General features: G+C 72.0%; 20 protein-coding genes. 9 read left to right on the top strand and 11 right to left on the bottom strand.

Annotated features, from left to right (window positions below):
- The first annotated feature begins 92 nt into the window (after positions 1 to 92).
- The 5 genes from ABD401_RS11330 to ABD401_RS11310 all read left to right on the top strand — a co-directional run bounded on the left by ABD401_RS11330 (position 93) and on the right by ABD401_RS11310 (position 4,585).
- Positions 93 to 389, top strand: a complete 297-nt coding sequence (locus tag ABD401_RS11330) for a GroES family chaperonin (protein WP_344604763.1) — start codon at positions 93 to 95, stop codon at positions 387 to 389.
- Positions 390 to 564: 175 nt separating this feature from the next.
- The gene (locus tag ABD401_RS11325) at positions 565 to 1,566 is read left to right on the top strand and encodes a sigma-70 family RNA polymerase sigma factor (RefSeq protein ID WP_344604697.1); all 1,002 of its coding nucleotides are present in this window, start codon (positions 565 to 567) and stop codon (positions 1,564 to 1,566) included.
- A 27-nt stretch (positions 1,567 to 1,593) separates the two neighbouring features.
- Positions 1,594 to 3,246 carry a phosphoglucomutase (alpha-D-glucose-1,6-bisphosphate-dependent) gene (pgm, locus tag ABD401_RS11320; protein WP_344604695.1) on the top strand — a complete coding sequence of 551 codons (1,653 nt, stop codon included), beginning with the start codon at positions 1,594 to 1,596 and terminating at the stop codon, positions 3,244 to 3,246.
- The gene (gene idi / locus ABD401_RS11315; protein ID WP_344604693.1) at positions 3,243 to 3,815 is read left to right on the top strand and encodes an isopentenyl-diphosphate Delta-isomerase; all 573 of its coding nucleotides are present in this window, start codon (positions 3,243 to 3,245) and stop codon (positions 3,813 to 3,815) included. The genes pgm and idi overlap by 4 nt, the downstream gene beginning before the upstream one ends.
- A complete protein-coding gene (locus tag ABD401_RS11310) occupies positions 3,815 to 4,585 on the top strand; it encodes an SDR family oxidoreductase (RefSeq protein WP_344604691.1) in 771 nt (256 codons plus the stop codon). The genes idi and ABD401_RS11310 overlap by 1 nt, the downstream gene beginning before the upstream one ends.
- Before the next feature lie 72 nt (positions 4,586 to 4,657).
- Here ABD401_RS11310 and ABD401_RS11305 read toward each other — a convergent pair whose 3' ends face one another.
- From ABD401_RS11305 to ABD401_RS11255, 11 genes are read right to left on the bottom strand one after another with little or no spacing between them, the layout of a single operon-like run.
- The gene (locus ABD401_RS11305; protein ID WP_344604689.1) at positions 4,658 to 5,353 is read right to left on the bottom strand and encodes an ABC transporter ATP-binding protein; all 696 of its coding nucleotides are present in this window, start codon (positions 5,351 to 5,353) and stop codon (positions 4,658 to 4,660) included.
- A 13-nt stretch (positions 5,354 to 5,366) separates the two neighbouring features.
- Positions 5,367 to 6,854: an ABC transporter substrate-binding protein gene (locus ABD401_RS11300; protein WP_344604687.1), complete on the bottom strand. Its 1,488-nt coding sequence runs from the start codon at positions 6,852 to 6,854 to the stop codon at positions 5,367 to 5,369.
- Positions 6,851 to 8,335: an ABC transporter substrate-binding protein gene (locus tag ABD401_RS11295; protein WP_344604685.1), complete on the bottom strand. Its 1,485-nt coding sequence runs from the start codon at positions 8,333 to 8,335 to the stop codon at positions 6,851 to 6,853. The genes ABD401_RS11300 and ABD401_RS11295 overlap by 4 nt, the downstream gene beginning before the upstream one ends.
- Positions 8,332 to 9,822 carry an ABC transporter substrate-binding protein gene (locus tag ABD401_RS11290; protein ID WP_344604683.1) on the bottom strand — a complete coding sequence of 497 codons (1,491 nt, stop codon included), beginning with the start codon at positions 9,820 to 9,822 and terminating at the stop codon, positions 8,332 to 8,334. The genes ABD401_RS11295 and ABD401_RS11290 overlap by 4 nt, the downstream gene beginning before the upstream one ends.
- Positions 9,819 to 11,306 (bottom strand): ABC transporter substrate-binding protein, encoded by a 1,488-nt coding sequence (locus ABD401_RS11285; RefSeq protein ID WP_344604681.1) that lies wholly within the window; start codon positions 11,304 to 11,306, stop codon positions 9,819 to 9,821. Before ABD401_RS11285 ends, ABD401_RS11290 begins: the two co-directional genes overlap by 4 nt.
- Positions 11,297 to 12,748: an ABC transporter substrate-binding protein gene (locus ABD401_RS11280; RefSeq protein ID WP_344604679.1), complete on the bottom strand. Its 1,452-nt coding sequence runs from the start codon at positions 12,746 to 12,748 to the stop codon at positions 11,297 to 11,299. The genes ABD401_RS11285 and ABD401_RS11280 overlap by 10 nt, the downstream gene beginning before the upstream one ends.
- Positions 12,745 to 14,658 (bottom strand): ABC transporter permease, encoded by a 1,914-nt coding sequence (locus ABD401_RS11275; RefSeq protein WP_344604677.1) that lies wholly within the window; start codon positions 14,656 to 14,658, stop codon positions 12,745 to 12,747. Before ABD401_RS11275 ends, ABD401_RS11280 begins: the two co-directional genes overlap by 4 nt.
- Positions 14,655 to 14,981, bottom strand: a complete 327-nt coding sequence (locus ABD401_RS11270; RefSeq protein ID WP_344604675.1) for a hypothetical protein — start codon at positions 14,979 to 14,981, stop codon at positions 14,655 to 14,657. The genes ABD401_RS11275 and ABD401_RS11270 overlap by 4 nt, the downstream gene beginning before the upstream one ends.
- 17 nt (positions 14,982 to 14,998) lie before the next feature.
- Positions 14,999 to 15,229 carry a hypothetical protein gene (locus ABD401_RS11265; RefSeq protein WP_344604673.1) on the bottom strand — a complete coding sequence of 77 codons (231 nt, stop codon included), beginning with the start codon at positions 15,227 to 15,229 and terminating at the stop codon, positions 14,999 to 15,001.
- A gap of 13 nt (positions 15,230 to 15,242) precedes the next feature.
- Entirely contained in the window at positions 15,243 to 15,599 is a 357-nt protein-coding gene (locus ABD401_RS11260; RefSeq protein WP_344604671.1) for a hypothetical protein, read from the bottom strand.
- Positions 15,599 to 16,810: a hypothetical protein gene (locus ABD401_RS11255; RefSeq protein ID WP_344604669.1), complete on the bottom strand. Its 1,212-nt coding sequence runs from the start codon at positions 16,808 to 16,810 to the stop codon at positions 15,599 to 15,601. Before ABD401_RS11255 ends, ABD401_RS11260 begins: the two co-directional genes overlap by 1 nt.
- A gap of 77 nt (positions 16,811 to 16,887) precedes the next feature.
- On the opposite strand from ABD401_RS11255, the gene ABD401_RS11250 reads away from it, so the two are divergent.
- From ABD401_RS11250 to ABD401_RS11235, 4 genes are all read left to right on the top strand, one after another.
- Positions 16,888 to 18,024 (top strand): acyl-CoA dehydrogenase family protein, encoded by a 1,137-nt coding sequence (locus ABD401_RS11250; protein ID WP_344604667.1) that lies wholly within the window; start codon positions 16,888 to 16,890, stop codon positions 18,022 to 18,024.
- 60 nt (positions 18,025 to 18,084) lie between these two features.
- The gene (locus tag ABD401_RS11245) at positions 18,085 to 19,038 is read left to right on the top strand and encodes a pirin family protein (RefSeq protein WP_344604665.1); all 954 of its coding nucleotides are present in this window, start codon (positions 18,085 to 18,087) and stop codon (positions 19,036 to 19,038) included.
- An 18-nt stretch (positions 19,039 to 19,056) separates the two neighbouring features.
- Entirely contained in the window at positions 19,057 to 19,839 is a 783-nt protein-coding gene (locus ABD401_RS11240; protein ID WP_344604663.1) for a lysophospholipid acyltransferase family protein, read from the top strand.
- A 385-nt stretch (positions 19,840 to 20,224) separates the two neighbouring features.
- A partial coding sequence (locus ABD401_RS11235) for a hypothetical protein (protein WP_344604661.1) occupies positions 20,225 to 20,460 on the top strand: 236 nt, incomplete at its 3' end.

The raw sequence follows: 20,460 nt of genomic DNA, 5'->3' as shown, positions 1-20,460 counted from the left end.
TCGTTTAACCGCCCGTCACCGTGACCCGGCCCACCGCCTACGCTGAGAACGTGAGTTCCTCTGAGAGCGCGGCGGACAAATTGCCGATCCGGATGCTGCACGACCGCGTCCTGGTGCGGGCGGACGCCGGCGAGGGGGAGCGGCGGTCCGGGGCGGGGATCCTGATCCCGGCGACGGCGCAGATGGGGAAGCGTCTGGCCTGGGCCGAGGTGGTCGCGGTCGGCCAGCACGTGCGATCGGTCGTCGTGGGCGACCGAGTCCTGTTCGACCCCGAAGACCGCTCCGAGGTCGAGGTCCGCGGGACCGACTACGTGCTCCTCCGCGAGCGTGATGTGCACGCCGTCGCGGCCGAGCGGCTCGACGACGGTTCGCCCGGTCTGTACCTGTAACGCCGGTTTCGTCACCCTGCGCTGACCGCTCGGTCACGTAGGGTCGCTGTGCGTGTGCTGGGCGTGGGATATGTGTTTGTTTTCTGGAGTCATTCCGGGAACACTCCGACACCCATCCGAGGTTCCACCCATACGCGAATCGCATGCGCGACCGCGGCGCGGGGAGGAGACACAGATGAACCCGATGAAGCAGGAGGACACCACGACCACGAAGCGTGCGTCGGTGCCGGTGCAGGGACGGCGGAGCCGTCCGGACGACACCGGCGACCCGGACCTGGTCCGGTTCTACCTGGACGAGATCGGCATGACCCCGCTCCTCACGGCGGAGGAGGAGGTCGAACTCTCCAAGCGCATCGAGGCCGGGCTGTATGCCGAGCAGCTGCTGGTCGAGGCCTCGCAGAAGGGCGGCCGCCGCATCGGCCCCAAGCGCCGCCTGGAGCTGGAGCGCATCGCCGCGGACGGCGTCGCCGCCAAGGACCACATGGTGCGGGCGAACCTGCGCCTGGTCGTCTCGGTGGCGAAGAAGTTCGCCGGCCGCGACGCCTCCTTCCTGGACGTGGTCCAGGAGGGCAACCTCGGCCTGATCCGCGCCGTCGAGAAGTTCGACTACAGTAAGGGCTACAAGTTCTCGACCTACGCCACCTGGTGGATCCGCCAGGCCATCCAGCGCGGGCTCGGTGAGCTCGGCCGGACGGTCCGGCTGCCCGTCCATGTCGTCGAGGAGCTGTCGCGGCTCAACCGGCTGGAGCGCACGCTGAGCGCCTCGCTCGGCCGCGACCCCAGCGTCGAGGAGCTGGCCGAGGCGTTCGAGGCGCCGGTCGAGCGCGTCGTCGAGCTCAAGCACATCGGCCGCGTCCCGGTCAGCCTGGACCAGAACGTCGGCGACGACGGGGACACCCGCATCGCCGACCTGATCTGCGACGACGACGCCGTCGCCGCGGCGGAGATCGCCGAGCACAACGCGATGCTCGACACCCTTCGGTCGATGGTGCAGTCCCTGCCTGAGCGGCAGGCGACGGTGCTGACGATGCGGTACGGCCTGCGCGACGGCAAGCCGCGCACGCTCGCCGAGATCGCCGCCCCCCTCGGCCTGACCCGCGAGCGCGTCCGGCAACTGGAGAAGGAGGCTCTCGCGGCCCTCCGCGCCCCCGACTCCCAGCTGGTCGGTTGGAGCTGACTCCTGCGACTTGGGCAGACTGGTCGGATGAGTACCGCTGTGCACCCCGAGGCCGGCCGGGTCGCTGACCCGGCCGGCCTCGTCGACGTCGCTCGTCTGATCACGGCGTACTACGCCGAGCACCCGGACCCGGCCGAGCCGGGTCAGCGGGTCGCGTTCGGGACCTCGGGGCACCGCGGGAGCGCCCTGAACCTGAGCTTCAACGACGACCACATCGCCGCGACCAGCCAGGCGATCTGCGAGTACCGCGCGGCCCAGGGCATCGACGGTCCGCTGTTCCTCGCCAAGGACACCCACGCGCTGTCCGAGCCGGCCGCCGCGACCGCCACCGAGGTGTTCGCGGCCAACGGCGTGACGCTGCTGCTCGACAGCCACGACGGGTACACCCCGACGCCGTCGCTGTCCCGCGCGGTGCTGACGCACAACCGCGGCCGCACGAGTGGTCTGGCCGACGGGGTGGTCATCACCCCGTCGCACAACCCGCCCCAGGACGGGGGGTTCAAGTACAACCCGCCGCACGGCGGCCCCGCCGACACCGACGCGACCGGCTGGATCCAGGACCGCGCCAACGAGTTGCTCGCGGCCGGCCTGGCCGGGGTGAAGCGCATCCCGCTCGCGCGCGCCCGCGCCGCCGAGACCACCGGCACCTACGACTTCCTCGACCGCTACGTCGCGGATCTCCCGCTCGCGGTCGACCTCGACGCGATCCGCGCCGCCGGCGTCCGCATCGGCGCCGACCCGCTCGGGGGGTCGAGCGTCGCGTACTGGGGCGAGATCGGCGAGCGCTACGGCCTCGACCTCACCGTGGTGAACCCGCTCGTGGACGCGACGTTCCGGTTCATGACGCGGGACTGGGACGGCAAGATCCGCATGGACTGCTCGTCGCCGTACGCCATGGCCTCGCTCATCGAGAACCGCGCGACGTACCAGATCGCCACCGGCAACGACGCCGACGCCGACCGCCACGGGATCGTCACGCCCGACGGCGGTCTGCTCAATCCGAACGCCTACCTCGCGGTCGCGATCGACTACCTCGTCGCGCACCGGGACGGCTGGCCCGCGGGCGCCGCGATCGGCAAGACGCTGGTCTCCTCGGCGATGATCGACCGCGTCGCGGCCGCGCTCGGGCGCACGGTCGTCGAGGTGCCGGTCGGGTTCAAGTGGTTCGTCTCCGGGCTGCTCGACTCCTCGCTGCTCTTCGGCGGCGAGGAGAGTGCGGGCGCCTCGTTCCTCTGCCGCGACGGCTCGGTGTGGACCACCGACAAGGACGGCCCGCTGCTGTGCCTGCTCGCCGCCGAGATCGCGGCCGTCACCGGCCGGTCGCCGAGCGAGCGGTACGCGGAGCTCACCGCAAAGTTCGGTGACCCCGCCTACGCGCGGATCGACGCCCCCGCCACCCCGGCGCAGAAGGACGTCCTGAAGAAGCTGACGCCCGATCAGGTCACCGCCACGGAACTGGCGGGCGAGCCGATCCGGGAGCGGCTGACGGCGGCGCCCGGCAACGGGGCAGCGATCGGTGGGCTGAAGGTGACGACGGAGAACGGGTGGTTCGCCGCGCGTCCGTCCGGGACCGAGGACGTCTACAAGATCTACGCCGAGTCGTTCATGGGCGCCGATCACCTCGCGCAGATCCAGGCCGAGGCCCGTGAGGTCGTCCAGGCCGCGCTGGGTGGGGCATGAGCAGTCTCGACGGCGCGGTGGTCGAGCAGGTCGTCCTGCTGACCCCCGACGGAACCCCCTGCGGCGTCGCCGACAAGGCCAGCGTCCACGGCGAAGTGACGCCGTATCACCTCGCGTTCTCGTGCTACGTCTTCGACCGCGACGGCCGGCTGCTCGTCACCCGGCGGGCACTGGACAAGCCGACCTGGCCGGGGGTGTGGACCAACAGCTGCTGCGGGCACCCGGGGCCGGGCGAGGACCCGGCCGCCGCCGTCGTCCGGCGCCTGGACCAGGAGCTCGGCATCACCGCGGAGGACCTGACCCTCGCGCTGCCCGACTTCTCCTACCGCGCCAGCTTCCGTGGGGTCGAGGAGTACGAGCTGTGCCCGGTGTTCCTCGCCCGCTCCGACGCCGCCCCGGTGCCCGACCCGAGCGAGGTCGCGGACGCGGTCTGGCGGAGCTGGGACGACTTCGTCGCGGCCGCCACCGCGCCTGAGAGCCAGATCTCACCCTGGGCGCAGGAGCAGGTCCGGGCGTTGATCGCCGGGGGCCATGTGGAAACCTTCCTAGGCAGATCGAGGGAGGACTGATGGGCCAGGGATCGTTCGAGGGCCGGGTTGCGATCATCACCGGCGCCAGCCGCGGCATCGGGTACGCGGCGGCCGAGGAGATCGTGCGCCGCGGCGGCAAGGTGACCATCACCGGCCGTGACGCCGACGCGCTCGCCGCGGCGGTCAAGGAGCTCGGGGGCCCCGGCGTCGCGCTCGGGATCGCGGGCAAGGCCGACGACGCCGACCACGCGCGGTCCGTCGTGGACGCCACCATCGCCGAGTTCGGCCGCATCGACCACTTCGTCGCCAACGCCGCGGTCAACCCGGTCTACGGCCCGATCCTGGAGGCCCCGCCGGCCGCGGTCCGCAAGGTCTTCGACGTCAACATCATCGGCGCCGTCGAGTGGATCCGGCTCGTCCACGAGGCGTGGATGAAGGACAACGGCGGCTCGATCGTCACGATGTCCTCGGTCACCGGTCTCGGCGCCAGCCCCGGCATCGGCGTCTACGGCGTCAGCAAGGCGGCGCTGATCGCGCTGACCCAGCAGCTCGCCGTCGAGCTCGCCCCGACCATCCGCGTCAACGCGATCGCCCCCGGCGTCGTGAAGACCAAGTTCGCCGAGGTCCTCTACGCGAACGACGAGGAGGGCGCGGCCGCCCCGTACCCGCTCAAGCGCCTCGGCGTCCCGAGCGACATCGGCTCCGCCGTGGCGTTCCTGCTCTCCGACGACTCGGCCTGGATCACCGGCCAGACCCTCGTCATCGACGGTGGCCTCACCGTCCCGCTGGGGGACATGCAGCAGCACTGACCCCCCTGTGCACTAGAGATGTCATCTCCAGTGCACAGCGCAGTGGAGATGACATCTCCAGTGCAGGCAGGGTCAGGCGGCGTGGCCGAGGTACCGGGCGAACAGGTCCTCGCCGTCGAGCTCGCCGGGTTCGCCGGCGAACGCGACGCGGCCCTTGTGGAGCAGGTAGACGAAGTCCGCGAGCTCGAGGGCCTTGGTCACGTACTGCTCGACGAGGAGCAGGCTCGCCCCGCCGGCGGCGATGGTGCGGAGGAAGTCGAAGATCTCGTCGACGATGATCGGTGCGAGGCCCATCGAGACCTCGTCGAGCAGGACGGTCTTCGGGTTCTGGATGTAGGCGCGCATCAGCGCCAGCATCTGCTGTTCACCGCCGGACATCGTCCCGGCGAGCTGGTCCATTCGCCGGCCGAGGACGGGGAAGACCGACGCGGCCGCCTCGAACGTCTTCTCCTCGTCACCGCGCTTGCACTGGACGACGAGGTTCTCCCGGACGGTCAGCGACGGGAACACCCCGCGGCCCTCGGGGACGTGACAGACGCCCTGATCGACAAGGGTGTGCGGCGGCCAGCCGGTGACGTCCTCGCCGTCGACGAGGAGCGCGCCGGACGTCGGCCGGACCAGGCCGGCGGCGACACGCAGCACCGTCGTCTTCCCGGCGCCGTTCGCGCCGAGCAGCGCGACGATCGAGCCCGGCGGCACGTGCAGGGTCACGTCGTGCAGCACCCGCGTCCCGCCGTACCCGGCGTGCACCTCATGGAGCGTCAGCATCGCGGCCTCCCGGTCATTTCTTGGCGCACACGGGCTTGGACCCGTTCGGTGCGGTCCAGCCCTTCTCGGACAACAGTGCGTAGTACACGCACGGGATCTGCGGGGCGGCCTGCTGGCCGGGAGAGAACGTGATCGGGGGCGCGAGCCCGCCGAGCGTCTCGTTCTTCACCTTGCCCAGACCGGTCATCAGGTCCGCGGGGGTCAGGGGCTTCGTGGCCGCGGCTGGCCCGAGGTTCTTCACCGCCGCCTCGAGCAGCTTCATCGACGCCCACGCGGTGATGGAGTTGCCGTCCGCCTCGGTGCCGGGCGCGTAGCGCGCGAGCGCCGCGTGGTACTCCTTCTGGCCCGGAGTGTCCGTCAGCGTCCACGGGGCGTTGCCCGACGAGGTCGTCATCGTGTTGCGGCGGATGCCCGGGTCCTTCGACTGGGCCGGGCTCATGACCCCGCCGCCGGAGGCGAACTGGGGGTAGAAGCCCAGCGCCGCGCAGGACCGGGCGACGCGGGCGATGGCCGACCCGTCGACGCCCATGCCGAAGGACTCGACACCGGCGTTCTTGGCGTTCTGACACTGTGCGGTGAAGTCCGTCTGGGTCAGCGAGACCGCGGAGCTGTAGACGATCTCCGCCCCGACCGCCTTGGCCCGGGCCGGGATCGACTTCGCGATCGAGGTGCACAGGCTCGCCTCGACGCAGTAGAGCAGGCCGAGCTTCGTCTTGCCGGACTGCACCGTCTGCCGCAGGCCGCCCTCGACCAGCGCGTCCAGCCCCGCGCCCTGCGGGAACAGGTACGGGTTGTCGAACCAGGCGGGGTCGATCGCGTCTCCGCCGACCATCGGCACCTTGTGGCGCTCGACGACCGGCACGATCCCGGACATCGACATCGGGGCGAAGGTGGCGACCAGCGCCACCGCCTTACGGGTCGTCAGGAGGGCCTGGGCGTGGGAGGCCGCGCGGCTGGGGTCGCCGCCGTCGTCGACCGCGTAGAGCGTGACGGGGTGGCACGCGAGCCCGCCGGAGGCGTTGATGTGCTGGGCGTAGATCGCGGCGGCCGTCCGGGCGGAGGCGAAGATCGCCCCGAGGACGCCGCTGAAGCTGCCGATCTGACCGAGCACGACGGGAGCCTCGGACCCGGTGCACGTCAGCGAGGAGTTCACGGCGGCCGTGCCGCCGGCCGGCTTCGCGCCCGGCTGCGTCGGGGTGCCGGTCTTCGGCGCCGCCGGGGCCGCGGGCGCGCCGGGGACGGTCGCACCGCCCGGCGCTCCGCTGTCCACCGCCACCGGCGCCTGGCCGGGGGCGGCCGGCAGCGCGCCGGTCCCGCCGACGGTGCCGGCGCCGGTCGCGGCGCGCACCTGGTCGAGCGTCGCCTGATCCAGGGTCACGGGCCCGCCGCCGGCGCCGGCGCGGACCTCCTCCTCGCTGGCGCGCGTCCCGCACCCGGTCAGCAGCACGGCGGCGGTGAGCACGGCCGCGGTCGCGCGCCGCAGCGGGTTTCGGCCGTTCATCGGTCGACCTTCGTGCAGACGTACTTGCTGTTCGGAGCCGTCCAGCCCTTCTCGGAGTCCAGGGCGAAGAACACGCACGGGATGTCCGGAGCTGCTTTCTGACCGGGCGTGAAGGTGATCGGGGGCGACAGACCGTCGAGGGTCTCGTTCTTGATCCTGCCGAGGCCGGTGACGATGTCGGCGGTCGTCACCGGGGCGTCCCGCGCCGCGTCACCGAGCCGCTCGATGGTCGCCTCGAACAACTTGCCGGCCGCCCAGGCGAGCATCGAGGGACCGTCCACCTCAAAGCCGGGGGCGTACCGCTTCAGCGCGTCGGCGTACTCGCGCTGCCCCGGGGTGTCGGTCCGGAACCAGGGCGCGTTGGCGCTGGCGGTCGACATCGTGTTCCGGCGGATCCCGGGGTCCTTCGCCTGCTCGTTGCTGACGACGGGGCCGCCGGTGACGAACTGCGGGAAGTAGTTCAGCGCCGCGCAGGAGCGGGCCACCCGCGCGATCGCGGAGCCGTCCACGGCCATCCCGAACGCCTGCACCCCGGCGTTCTTGGCGTTCTGGCACTGCGCGGTGAAGTCGGTCTGCGTCAGGGACACCGGCGAGCTGTAGACGAGCTTGGCCCCGGCGACCTTCGCGCGTTCGGGGACCATCTTCGCGACCGAACCGCAGACGCCGACCTCGACGCAGTACAGCAGACCGTGCACGGTCCGGCCCTCACCGACGGCCTGGCGGAGCGCGCCGTCGACGATCGCGCGCAGGCCGCCGCCCTGCGGGAAGAACTGCGGATGCGCGAACCACGGATCGGAGACCACGTCGCCGCCGATCACGGGCAACTTGGTCCGCTCGATCGCGCCGACCATCCCCGACAGCGCCATCGACACCATGCCGACGAAGGCCTGGACCTTGTACTTGGTGACCATCTCGCCGACGAGGGCCGACCCCCGGCTCGGATCGCCACCGTCGTCCGCGGCATGCAGGACGATGGGGTGGCAGGCGAGCCCACCGGACGCGTTGACGTGCTTGACCCACACCGCGAAACCCGTGCGGGCCGATCCGACGAGCGGCCCGAAGACGCCGCTGAAGCTGCCGACCTGACCGATGTGCAGGGGCGCGCCCGGCTTGGTGCAGGCGCCACCCGTCGACCCGGTGCCGACGGAGGCCGCCGGTGCGGACGTACTCGGGGCGCCGGCGGTGCCGGAGGAGCCGGGGGAGTCGGTGCCCGGAGCGGTGCCGGACCCGGGCTGGGGAACGGTTCCGGGGACCGCGTCGGTCCCGGCGTCCGCGGGTCCGGCGGCGGGGGCGGGGGCGCCGGGGAGCCCCCCGGTCCCCGCACCGGCCTCACGCAGTTGGTCGAGGGCGGACTGGTCGAGCTCGACCGGCCCGCCGCCGACGCCGGCCTGGATCTCCTCCTCGGACGCGCGGGTTCCGCAGCCGCTCGCCAACAGGGCGACGGCGGCGGCGAGCGCAGCGACGGTGCGGCGGGCCCTCATCGCAGGTCCCTCGCGCCGGAGATGCACAACGGCTTCGAACCGTTCGGGGCCGTCCAGCCCTGCTTACCCAGCAGGGTCACGAAGACGCAGCCGCTGCTGCGGCTCTTGCCCTTCTGCGCGTAGTTGAGCGGAGCCGTGATCCCGCCGAGCGTCTCGTTCTGGATCTTGCCCAGCCCGCTCAGGATCTGATCCGCCGTCAGCGGTTTCTCCCGCGCGGCCGGCCCGAGGAGCGCGACCGCTGCCTCCAGGATCTTTCCCGAGGACCACATCTGCAGCGTCATCCCGCTGCTGACGATCTGCGGGGCGTAGGTCTTCAACGCTGCCTGGTACTCCCGCAGACCGGGCTGGTCGGTGGCGAACCAGGGTGCGTTCGGGTTCACCGCGGCCAGGCCGAGCTCACGGATCTGCGGGTCCTCGGCCTGCTTCGGGTTCACTGCCCACGCGGCGCCGACGAGCAGCGGCTTGTAGTTCAGGGCCACGCAGGAGCGGGCCAGCCGCGCCATCGCGGAGCCCTCCATCGCGACGACGAGCTCCTCGACCTTCGCGTTCTTCGCGTTCTGGCACTGCGCCGTGTAGTCGGTCTGCGTCAGCGAGATCGACGAGGAGTACACGAGCTCGATGCCGGCCTGCTTCGCGGCGGCGCCGATGTCCTTGCCGATCGAGGAGCAGGTGTTGATCTCGACGCAGTAGAGCAGGCCGATGCGCCGGTGTCCGCGGTCGGCGGCCTGCTGCACCAGACCGGCGATCGACTCGCGCCAGCCACCGCCCTGCGGGAACAAGCACGGCTCGGTGGCCCACTCGGCCCCGAAGTCGATCCCGATCGCGGGGATGCAGTTCTTCTTGATCTCGGGCAGGAAACCCGACTGGGTCAGCGCGGTGAGGTTGCCGACGAACGCGACCACCCCGCGGCCGATCAGGTCCTTCGTCGCCGCGGCCGCACGGGACGGGTCGCCGCCGTCGTCGCGGGTGTAGAGCGTCACCGGGTGGCACGCGAGGCCCCCGCGGGCGTTGACCTGTTTCGCCCAGACGGCCATGGCGGTCAGTCCGTCGCCGGCGATCGGCCCGGCGAGACCCGAGAACGTGCCGACCTGCCCGAGGGCGATCGGTGCTCCCTGCGTGGTGCACTTCCCGCCGTCCGCGGGGGCGGCCGGCGCCGCGGCGGTGGTGCCGGGCTTGGTCGTGGTGGAGCCGGGCGCGGCCGTCGTGCCCGGCGAGCCCGTGGTGCCGGAACCCGGCACGGTCGCCCCGCCGACGACGTCGGGCAGTTCGCCCGCGGCGCCGGGGGCGGCCGGAGCGGCCGCGCCGTTCGCCGCGGCCGCGGCAGCCTCTCGGAGCTGGTCCAGGGCAGCCTGGTCCAGCGTCACCGGACCGTTCGCCTGTGCACCCGCCCGGACCTCGGCGGGATCGACCCGAGTTCCGCAACCGGAGACCAGGACAACGCCGGAGAGAACCGCCGCCACCAGGGCCGCGGCGCGACGCTGCCTCATACACACACCTTCCGGCTGCCCTTGGGGGCCACCCATCCGTCCTGGGTCAGCAGCTCGTAGTAGATGCAGCCGCTCGACTTCGCGTTCTTCTGATTCGGGGTGAAGGTCACTCCGGCCGTAAGTCCTTCCAGGTCCTCGTTCTTCACGGTGCCGAGGGCGTCCAGGATCAGAGCGGTCGTCAGGGGGCCGGAGCGCGCCTTCGCACCGAGGCCGGCCAACGCCTTCTCCAGCAACTTCCCGGAGGTCCAGGCCTGGATCGACGGGCCGTCCGGCTGCAGGGCCGGCGCGTAGCGGCTCAACGCGTTGCGGTACGCCTTCAGGCCGGGGGTGTCGGTCTCGGTCCACGGCGCGACGCCGCTGGCGACCGCGAGCCCGAACGAGCGCAGGGTGGGGTCGGCGGCCTGGGCCGAGCTGATCGTCCCGCCGATCCCGGAGAACAGCGGCTTGTAACCGATCGCCGCGCACGAGCGCGCCACCCGGGTCATCGCCGAGCCGTCCATCCCGAGCACGACCTGGTCGGCGCCCGCGTTCTTGGCGTTCTGGCACTGGGCGGTGAAGTCGGTCTGGGTCAGGGAGATCGCGGAGTCGTACACGAGTTCGCCGCCGGCCTTCTTCACGCCCTCGGCCCGGCCGTACGCGATGCCCTCGCTGCACGCGGTGACCTCGACGCAGTAGAGCGTCGCGATCTTCTTCTTGCCCATCTCGACGCCCTGCTTGAGGAACCCGACGATCTGGTCGAAGAAGCCGGCTCCCTGCGGGAACATGTACGCGCTCTCGTTCCAGTCGGGGGCGAGCAGTTCACCGCCGACGGCCGGAAGCTTGAGGTCCTCGATCGCGGTGCGGAAGCCCGCGATCGAGAAGACCACCACGCTGTTGATCAGCGCGACCACCTTGTTCTGCGCGTGCAGCTCGCGTACCAGCGCCGCGGCCTTGGCCGGGTCGCCGCCGTCGTCACGCGCGAAGACCGTGACGGGGTGGCAGGCCAGCCCGCCCCGGGCGTTGACGTCCTGCGCCCAGATCGCGGCGGTGGTCCGCGCCGAGGCGGAGACCGCGCCCGCGAGGCCGGAGAACGTTCCGACCTGCCCGAGCGCGACCGGGGGAAGTTGCTCGGTGCACGCCGCGTCCGCACCGCCCCGCGCCGCGGCGGGCTGGTTCGCCCGGCCGGATCCGGGACTCGCGGGACCGGTCGCGGCGCCGGTGGTGTCCTGCCCCGGAGCGGCGTTCGTGGTCGTGGTCCCGGGCGCGAGCGGCCCGGTGTCGACGGTGCCGCTCGGGCCCTCGCCCGCGGGCGCCCCGGGAACGGGGACCGCCCCGCCACCGGCCGCGGCCGCCCGCAGCTGGTCCAGCGACTCCTGAGTCAGCGTCACTTTGCCGGAGCCGGCGGCGCCGGCGCGGATCTCGGCCTCGTCGGCGCGGGTCCCGCACCCGGTGAGCAGGAGTGCGGCGGCGACGACGAGAGCCGGAACGGAGCGGGTCAGATGCATTGCAGCTTGCTCCCGCGCGGTGCGGTCCACCCCTGGGGGGTGAGGAGTTCGTAGAACAGGCACCCGCTGCTCGGTGCCTTGGCCTGTCCGGGCTTGTAGGTCAGCGGGCCGGTCAGTCCACCGAGGGTCTCGTTCTTCAGCTTCCCCAGTCCGGTGACGATCAGCTCGGTCGTGAGCGCGCCGTTGCCGCCGAGTTCGACGGCCCGCTCCAGCAGAGCGGCCGACGTCCACACCGAGATCGAGGCGCCGTCGGGATCGAGCGAGGGCGCGTAGCGCTTCATCGCGGCCTGGTACTTCTTCAGCCCCGGGGTGTCGTCCAGGAGCCAGGGGGCCACCGACGTCGCGGTCGCCAGGTTGAACGAGCGCAGCAGCGTGTCGGTCGCCTGGCCGGGGCTGATCGTGCCGCCGACGCCGGAGAACAGCGGCTTGTAGCCCAGCGACGCGCACGAGCGGGCGAGCCGGATCATGGCGGACCCGTCCATGCCCAGCGCGATCTGCTCGGCGCCCGCGTTCTTCGCGTTCTGGCACTGGGCGGTGAAGTCGGTCTGAGTGATCGAGATGGCGGAGCTGTAGACGATCTCGGCCCCGGCGCGCTTCGCGCCGCCGCCCTTGAGGATCTTGTCGGCGTACGTGCACGCGCCGACCTCGACGCAGTACAGGTAGGCGAGCTTCTTCTTGCCGGCCTCGACGCCCTGCTTGATGATGCCGATGATCTGATCGCCGATCGACGCGCCCTGCGGGAACATCCAGGGGCTCTCGTGCCACTCCGGGGCGATCAGTTCGCCGCCGATGGCGGGGATCTTCTCGGCCTCGACGGCGGAGCGGAACCCGGCCGCGGAGAACGCGACCGTGCTGCCGACGAGCGCCAGGATCCGGTGCTGGGCGACGAGTTCCTTGACCAGCGCGGCGGACCGCGACGGGTCGCCGCCGTCGTCCCGGTTGAGGATCGTGACGGGGTGGCAGGCCAGTCCGCCGCGGGCGTTGACGTCCTGACCCCAGACGGCCAGGGCCGTGCGGCCGGGCGCCGAGATCGCGCCGGTCACCCCGGAGTAGGTGCCGACCTGACCGATGGTCACCGGCGCGCCCTTGGTCGTGCAGGTGGCCGCGGGCGCGACGGCGGAGGACGCCGGCTCCCGTCCGGCCGCGGGCGCCCCGGCGGCCGGGGTGTCCGTGGTGCCGGTCGCGCCGGACGTGCCCGGCGCCGTCTCCGGGACGGCCCCACCGGGCAGGGCGGACGGCGGCACGACCCCGGAGGGCAGGCCGACGACCGGAGCTCCCGGCTGTGCCGCGGGCAGCGCGCCCTGCAACTCGGCGATCACGGACTCGGGCAGCGGCACCGGGCCGCCGCCCGCGCCGGCCTGGATCTCGGCGTCACTGGCGCGCGTGCCGCAGCCCGACAGCAGGACCACTGCCGCCGCGGCGATCGCGACCAGTCGCTTCATCGCCCGGCTCCCACCGGCTCACGGGACCGCTCCGCCGCCCGGGCGTCCGCGACCCGGGCCCGGGTCGTGCTCTCCTTCCGCCACGAGGACTCGCGCGCCCACTTCCGCAGCGGGAGGTTGGGGCGCCGGGTCGCGTAGACGGCGGCGAGGATGGCGCCGAGGCCGAACAGCACCTGGAACCCGTCCTCGAACCCGACGTTGTACGCCGGGCCGACGAACATGAACAGCGGGCCGACGATCGCGCAGGTGACCGTCGAGCGACCGGAGATCGCGAGCACGGCCAGCAGGACGAGCGAGAACACGAAGTTGAAGCTCGTGCCCGACACCGAACCGAACTGCCCGGCGTAGAGGGCGCCGCTGATGCCGGCGAGGAACGCGGAGATGCAGAACACCAGGACGCGGGTGACGTTCGCCGACGTGCCGAGGGTCGCCAGCGCCGTGGGGGAGTCACCGAGGCTGCGCAGCAGCCGGCCGAGTCGAGCCCGCTCGATCGCCATCACCAGACCGATGCCCGCGACCGCGAACATCAGCAGCAGGTAGTAGTACGCGGTGTCGGAGGTGAAGCCCGCCGGCCGCGAGGTCTTCAGGTCGGCGAGGCCGAACATGTAGCTCTTCACGTAGAAGAACTGCGCGATGAAGATGCCGAAGCCCAGCGTCGCCAGGGCGAGGAAGAGCCCGGACAGCCGGATCGCCGGGATCGCGACGACCGCGCCGACCGGCACCGCCATCAGGCCCGCGAAGAGCACGGCGAGGCCCCACGGCACGTCGTTGGAGACGGCGTGCGCGAACGCCGCGGCGCCGACGGCGGCCAGACCCATCTGACACAGCGACACCTGACCCGACGTGTGCACGAGCAGGCCGAGGGAGAGGAAGAGCAACACCTGACTCATCGCGTTGATCCACACCGGCAGGCGTGAACCGACGACGTGCGGGACGAGGACCGCCCCGAGCAGCACCAGCGACATCACGAGGAAGCGCAGCTGCGGGGGGACGACCATCGGCGCCGCCGCCCGGGCCCGCACCTGCGAGCCGAGGTCGCCGAGGCGGCGCCGGCCGAGGACGAGCAGGGCGATGAAGAGAACGATGAACGGCAGGTTGAAGTCGAGGCCCTGCAGCCACTCGCGCGTCGCGGTCTCCTTCGAGACCAGCTTCTGGGCGACACCGATGGCGAGACCACCGGCGTAGGCGAGCGGCAGGCTGCGGAACGAGCCGAGCGCCGCGGCGCCGAACGCCTGGACGACGAGCAGGGAGAGCAGCGTCGCGTCGAGCTGCTGCTGCTGGGAGGCGAGCAGGACACCCGACGCGGCCGCGAAGCACGAGCCGATCAGCCAGGCCTGCTGGCGGACCCGTGTCGGCGCGACGCCGGCGGTGTCGAGCAGCGCGGGGTCGTCGACGACCGCGCGCATCATGACGCCGAGGCGGGACCGCTCGACGAGCAGGTAGAGCCCGACGGCCGCCGCGGTCACCGATGTCAGGGTGATGACCGAGTCCCAGGTGACGGACACTCCGGAGACCGTGAAGGCCTCGTCCCGTGGCAGGAACGGCTCGAAGAGCCGGTACTCGGACCCGTAGATCCAGGTCGCGGTCGCGCGTATCAGCAGCAGCAGACCGATGGTGCCCACGATCTGGTACGAGACCGGGACGCGCGCGAGACCGCGGGCCATGCGCTCCAGCGCCAGACCGAGGATCGCGCCGAAGACGCCGATCGCGAGCAGCGCGGCGACGGGCCACGGCAGGCCTCGCTGTTCGCGCAGCTCGTAGAACGCGTAGGCGGCGCCGGCGCCGACGGCGCCGTGGCCGAAGTTGAACAGACCGGACGTCCGGTACGTGAGCACCAGGCCCATCGCGGCCAGGCCGTAGATGGAGCCGTAGACCAGCCCGAAGACGAGATAGGGGACGTACTCACTCATGACGGGGCCTCCCCCACGGATCGTTCTTGGGGGGTCGTCGGGGGGCGGAGCCCCCCGACTGTGCAGATGGGGCACGGGCGCAGCCCGGCCTCCACGTGGGCGGCCTCGGCGGCCCAGCGGATGCCCTCCTTGCCGGCGAGCATCTGGCAGTCCGCGGCGTGGTACCGGCGCATGCCGGTCGCGGTGCCGAAGCCCGCCCGGTCCGTCGCGACCGGAACAGCCGCGGCGGCCGTCGGGGCGGGGTGGCGGCGGTCCAGCTCGGTGAGCACGCTGCGGCGGAGCACGGCGACGCGGCGGAGCCCGAGCAGCAGCCAGAAGACCATGCCGAAGCCGCCGACGATCAGCGCGGTGATGCCGAACCGAGCCAGCGGGTCTGGGAGTCGAGGTCGACGGTGTCGCTGACGCCGAGCCAGCCGACGACCAGACCGGCCACCGCGACGGCGAGCACCACCGCGACGACCACGACGTCACGCCGAGCCCAGGGCTCGGCGCCGTCGTGGAGCGGCGCGCTCCGGGCGGTGCCGGCCCGCGCCACGCGGGCGCGGGTCTCGCCGAGGCTGATCGAACTCATCGGTGTCGAATCCTCAGACGTGGTCACGACCGGTCACGTCCGCGGCCGGGGCCGCTGACGCAGCCGCCGGGACCGCGGCCGGCGCGGGGTCGGCGTCGAGCCGGGTGCGGATGCCGCGCAGCTCGCGCCACTGGTCACGCAGGTCGGCCGAGAGCCACATCATCCCGCCGAAGCCGAGGAGGAACACGCCCCCGAGCCCGGCGGAGGCGAGGTAGGGAAGCTGCTCGCTGACGAAGCCGGTGTCGCTGATCTTGAACCAGCCGACGATCAGCAGGATCGCGCCGAGGAGCACGGCCCCGGCGCCGAGCGCCCGGTCCCACTGCACCCGGGCCCAGTCGACCAGGGCGATACGCGACTTCGGGGGTGCCATCAGCGTGCTCCTCGGTACAGAACGGCGCAGCCACCGACCGCGGCGAGACCCACGGCGGCGACCATCAGGTAGATCCAGCCGACGTCGGAACCGATCGCGGCGCGGGTGGCCTGGAGCGATGCCAGGTCGATCCCCGGCACCCCGGCGGCGGGGGCGAGGACGGGAACGCTGCCGGGGGCGGCAGCGAAGTCGGTGCTCGGCAGGGCGGCGTCCACCGGAGCCGCCGGGACGCCGGTCGCGGCGTCGACCTCACCCGGCGCGGCTGCGGCGGGGGTGTCGGGCAGGACCGTGTACGTGACCTCGGCGCGGAGCTTGCCGATCGAGAGCGTCACGGGCGTCTCGCCGGAGAGCCCGCCGGGGAGGCCGGGCGGGGGAGCCGGGAGCGTCACCGTGATCTCCAGGCCGGCGCCGATGATCCCGTCCGGGGTCTCCTTGGCCGCCTGGTACGTCGTGGGGAACCCGGCGGAGGTGAGCGCGTCGGCGATCGCGCTCGCCGGCACGTCGTTCTCGACCGGGGCGTCGGTGCCGTTCTGCAGCGAGAACTTGCCGTTGGTCAGGCCGATCACCAGGCCCGGCGCGGTCAGTCGCGTGAAGCTCAGCTCCGAGACGCGGGTGAGCTTGCCGGTGGAGTCGCGTGCCGCGCTCGCCACGCCGTGCAGGCCGCTGATCACCAGCGTCTCGCCGATGCGCAGGGCGTCCATGTCGGTGACGGCCTTCGCGACGACCTCGTCGCCGGTGCGGGCGACGCGGGCCGACGACGTCGCCCCGGCGCCGGTGGAGCCACCGGTCGCGGTCGCCTGGGTCAGCGTGTCCGTGCTCTCGCTGCGCAGCTCGATCCCGGGGTAGGAGAGCTGCTTGGCGCCGTCGCCGAAGCTCGTCGAGATGACGAACGGGTAGGCCGGCAGCGGCACGCTCGCGGCGCCACCGACGACGCCGGGCAGGCCCGCGATCTCTTCACCCGGGTAGGGGAACGCGGCGTAGGCGTCCGACTGCTGGAGCGAGTTCTGCGTCGCCGCCGCCGTCGGGCCCTGGAGCTGGGGCGCGATGTTGAGCGGGATGGACTCGTTGGTGAAGACGATGCGGGCACCGGTGGCCTCGGCGACCGCCGCATAGGTGGCGTCAGCCTGGGCATCCGCGCTGATCAGCGGCACGATGGCCAGGCCCAGTGCCACACAGACGGCGGCGCCAGCCTTACGGTGTAAGTAAGCCATGCCTGAGAGTATCCCTACGAAATGTGTCCATTGTGTGGCCCGCTCCACATTTTTTCTCAATTGGGAGGAAGACTCACATGCGTCGCACCCTGCTCGACGAGTCGCACCAGGCCTTCGCCGATGCTGTCGCGGCGTTCGTCGCAAAGGAAGTCCTCCCGCACTACGAAAAGTGGGAGACCGAGGGGATCGTCGACCGCGAGGCCTGGCGCGCCGCCGGCCGGGCGGGCCTGCTCGGCCTCTCCGTCCCGGAGGAGTACGGCGGCGGCGGGAACACCGACTACCGCTACAACGCGGTCCTCTGCGAGCAGATCGAGGGGACGCCGGGCCTGGCCATCCCGCTGCACAGCGAGGTCTGCGGGCCGTACCTGACCGAGCTCTGCACCGAGGAGCAGAAGCAGCGCTGGCTGCCCGGGTTCTGCAGCGGTGATCTCGTCACCGCGATCGCGATGACCGAGCCCGGCGCCGGCAGTGACCTGCAGGGCATCAAGACCACCGCCGTGAAGGACGGTGACGACTGGGTGATCAACGGGTCGAAGACCTTCATCACCAACGGCATCCACTCGGACCTGGTCATCGTCGTCGCGAAGACCGACAAGGACGCCGGCCACAAGGGGATCTCGCTGTTCGCCGTCGAGCGCGGGATGCCGGGCTTCGAGCGCGGCCGCAACCTCGACAAGATCGGCCTGCACGCCCAGGACACCGCGGAGCTGTCCTTCACCGACGTCCGCGTCCCCGAGCAGAACCTCATCGGGGAGCTGAACCGCGGGTTCTACCACCTGATGCACAACCTGCCGCAGGAGCGACTGGTCATCGCGATCGGCGCGATCGCCCGCGCGGAGCGGATCTTCGAGCAGACGCTGGAGTACATCAAGACGCGCACCGCGTTCGGCCAGCCGATCGGCAGCTTCCAGAACAGCCGGTTCGTCGCCGCCGAGATCGCGACCGAGCTCGACGTCGCCCGCGCCTACGTCGACCGCTGCATCGCCGACCACACCGAGCGTCAGCTCACCGCCGCCGACGCCGCCAAGGCCAAGTGGTGGACCACCGAGCTCTCCCGCAAGGTCATCGACCAGTGCCTCCAGCTCCACGGCGGCTACGGCTTCATGGAGGAGTACCCGGTCGCCCGCGCCTTCCGGGACGCCCGCGTCAGCACGATCTACGGCGGCACCACCGAGATCATGAAGGAGATCGTGGGTCGTTCCCTGGGCCTGTAGGCGCGGAATAGTGGACGTGTCAACTAGGTTGTGGCAGCATCACCTTCCGAGGAGGCCGCCATGCCAGCCGTGACCGTTCCTGACATCACCGTCCTGCCGCGCGTCGCCGAGCCGGACCCCGCCACCACGACCGCGCGCCCCGTGCTCGCGGCGCGGCCGTCGCCCCAGGGTTTCGAGGGGGAGGGGTTCCCGGTCCGGCGGGCCTTCGCGGGCATCAACCAGGCCTACCTCGACCCGTTCATCCACATGGACCAGATGGGCGAGATCGAGTACGCGCCGGGGGAGCCGAAGGGCACGCCGTGGCACCCGCACCGGGGCTTCGAGACCGTCACCTACATGATCGACGGGGAGATGCAGCACCGCGACTCCGTCGGCGGGGGCGGGCTCATCACCAACGGCGACACCCAGTGGATGACCGCCGGCAGCGGGCTTCTGCACATCGAGACCCCGCCCGAGCACCTCGTGATGTCCGGGGGCCTGTTCCACGGCATCCAGCTCTGGGTGAACCTGCCGAGCGCGGACAAGATGATCGCCCCGCGCTACCAGGACATCCGCGGCGGCGAGGTGGCCCTGCTGTCCTCGCCCGACGGCGGCGCGCTGCTGCGCGTCATCGCCGGTGAGCTCGGCGGGCACCAGGGCCCGGGGTCGACGCACACCCCGATCACCCTCGTCCACGCGACGATCGCGCCGGGGGCGCAGATCCGCCTGCCGTGGAACCCCGCCTGGAACGCGCTGGTCTACACGCTCTCCGGCGACGGCACCGTCGGCGCGGAGCGGACGCCGCTGAGCACCGGCACCACCGCGGTCCTCGGCGCGGGCGACGCGGTCGTCGTCGCCGCGAACGGCGCGCAGGAGGCCCGCCACGGCGGTGGCCTCGACGTCCTGATCCTCGGCGGGCGGCCGATCCGCGAGCCCGTCGCGGCCTACGGTCCGTTCGTCATGAACACCCGGGACGAGCTGATCCAGGCGTTCGAGGACTTCCAGGCGGGTCGCCTCGGGGTCGTCCCGGAGTGACGCCCTAGGCTCGCGCCCATGGCTGACCAGAAGGCCGAGGCGACGAAGCCGATCGCGTACGACGGACCGGAGCGGGTGTACCCGCCCGTGATCGCCGCCGCCCACGTGTGGTTCCGCGCGATGGGCGTGACGGTGACGGTCGACGGCGCGCACCACGTGCCCCGCACCGGTCCCGTCGTGCTGGCGTCCAACCACGTCAGCTACCTCGACTTCATCTTCGCCGGCTGGGGCGCGCGGCCGTCGAAGCGGCTGACCCGCTTCATGGCGAAGGAAGCCGTCTTCACGCACAAGATCTCCGGCCCGCTGATGCGCGGCATGAAGCACATCCCCGTCGACCGCGACGCGGGCATGGGCTCGTTCCGCGAGGCGCTGCGCGCGCTCAAGGCGGGGGAGGTCGTCGGCGTCTTCCCCGAGGCGACGATCAGCCGCTCGTTCACCGTCAAGGAGATCAAGTCCGGCGCAGTCCGGATGGCGATGGCCAGCAAGGCGCCACTCGTCCCGGTCGCGGTGTGGGGCGGTCAGCGGCTCTGGACGAAGGGCCGGCCTCGCCGACTGCTCCAGCGCAAGGTGCCGATCCTCGTCTACATCGGGGAACCGCTGACGCCGCAGCGCGGCGACGACCCCGAGGCCGCGACCGTCGAGCTGCGCCGCCGGATGCAGGACCTGCTCGACCGCGCCCAGCGCGACTACCCGGATCGGCCCGCCGGTCCCGACGACCGTTGGTGGCTCCCGGCCCACCTCGGCGGGACCGCTCCGACGCCGGAGGAGGCGGCCGCGCTCGACGCGGCCGCCACGCACTGACGCGCTGAGTTCTCCTCAGCAGGGCGCCGTCGCGCCCTCGTGAATGTCCGCACAAAGTGCGCCGACACGCCGCCCAAATGTCCGAACATGCAGGTCAGAGCATTGGCGTTTAAAACATGATTGAGTTGGTCGGGTTAGTTGCGATAGCCCGAATCGCCTGATAACGTCTCCGTCATGACGAGCGCATTCCTGGTTGCTCGCCTGCACGTCGACCTGATGCGGCAGGACAGCGACCTCTGTCAGAACCTGGCCTGAGACCGGCCTGAACCGGTCCGCCTGAACACCGTCCCCCGGTGTTCGCGCTCGCTTTTCTCTCCCCTCCCTCGCTCCGGCGGTCTGCGCGTGTGCGCGCACGCCGGCGCGCCTTCCCCTCGAGTGAGCCCACATGAGCGAACCCACTCCTGCGCCGCTGTGGCGGCGCCGGTCGGTGCTGTTCGCGCTGGTGGCGCTGCTCGTGGTGGCGCTGCCGACCGGGGGCTTCCTCGCGTACGGCGCGTGGACGCGGAGCGGGGAGATCGTCTACGACCGCGGTGGCGAGGTCTTCGGGGCTGATGCCTCGCTGCCGCCGGTCGCGGACGCCGGTCCGACGACCCCGGCGGCCTCGGCCGCCGCGGCGGCGGA

Origin of the sequence: Sporichthya brevicatena (assembly GCF_039525035.1) — a bacterium.
GTDB lineage: Bacteria > Actinomycetota > Actinomycetes > Sporichthyales > Sporichthyaceae > Sporichthya > Sporichthya brevicatena.
This window is presented reverse-complemented; position numbering and strand designations above follow the sequence as displayed.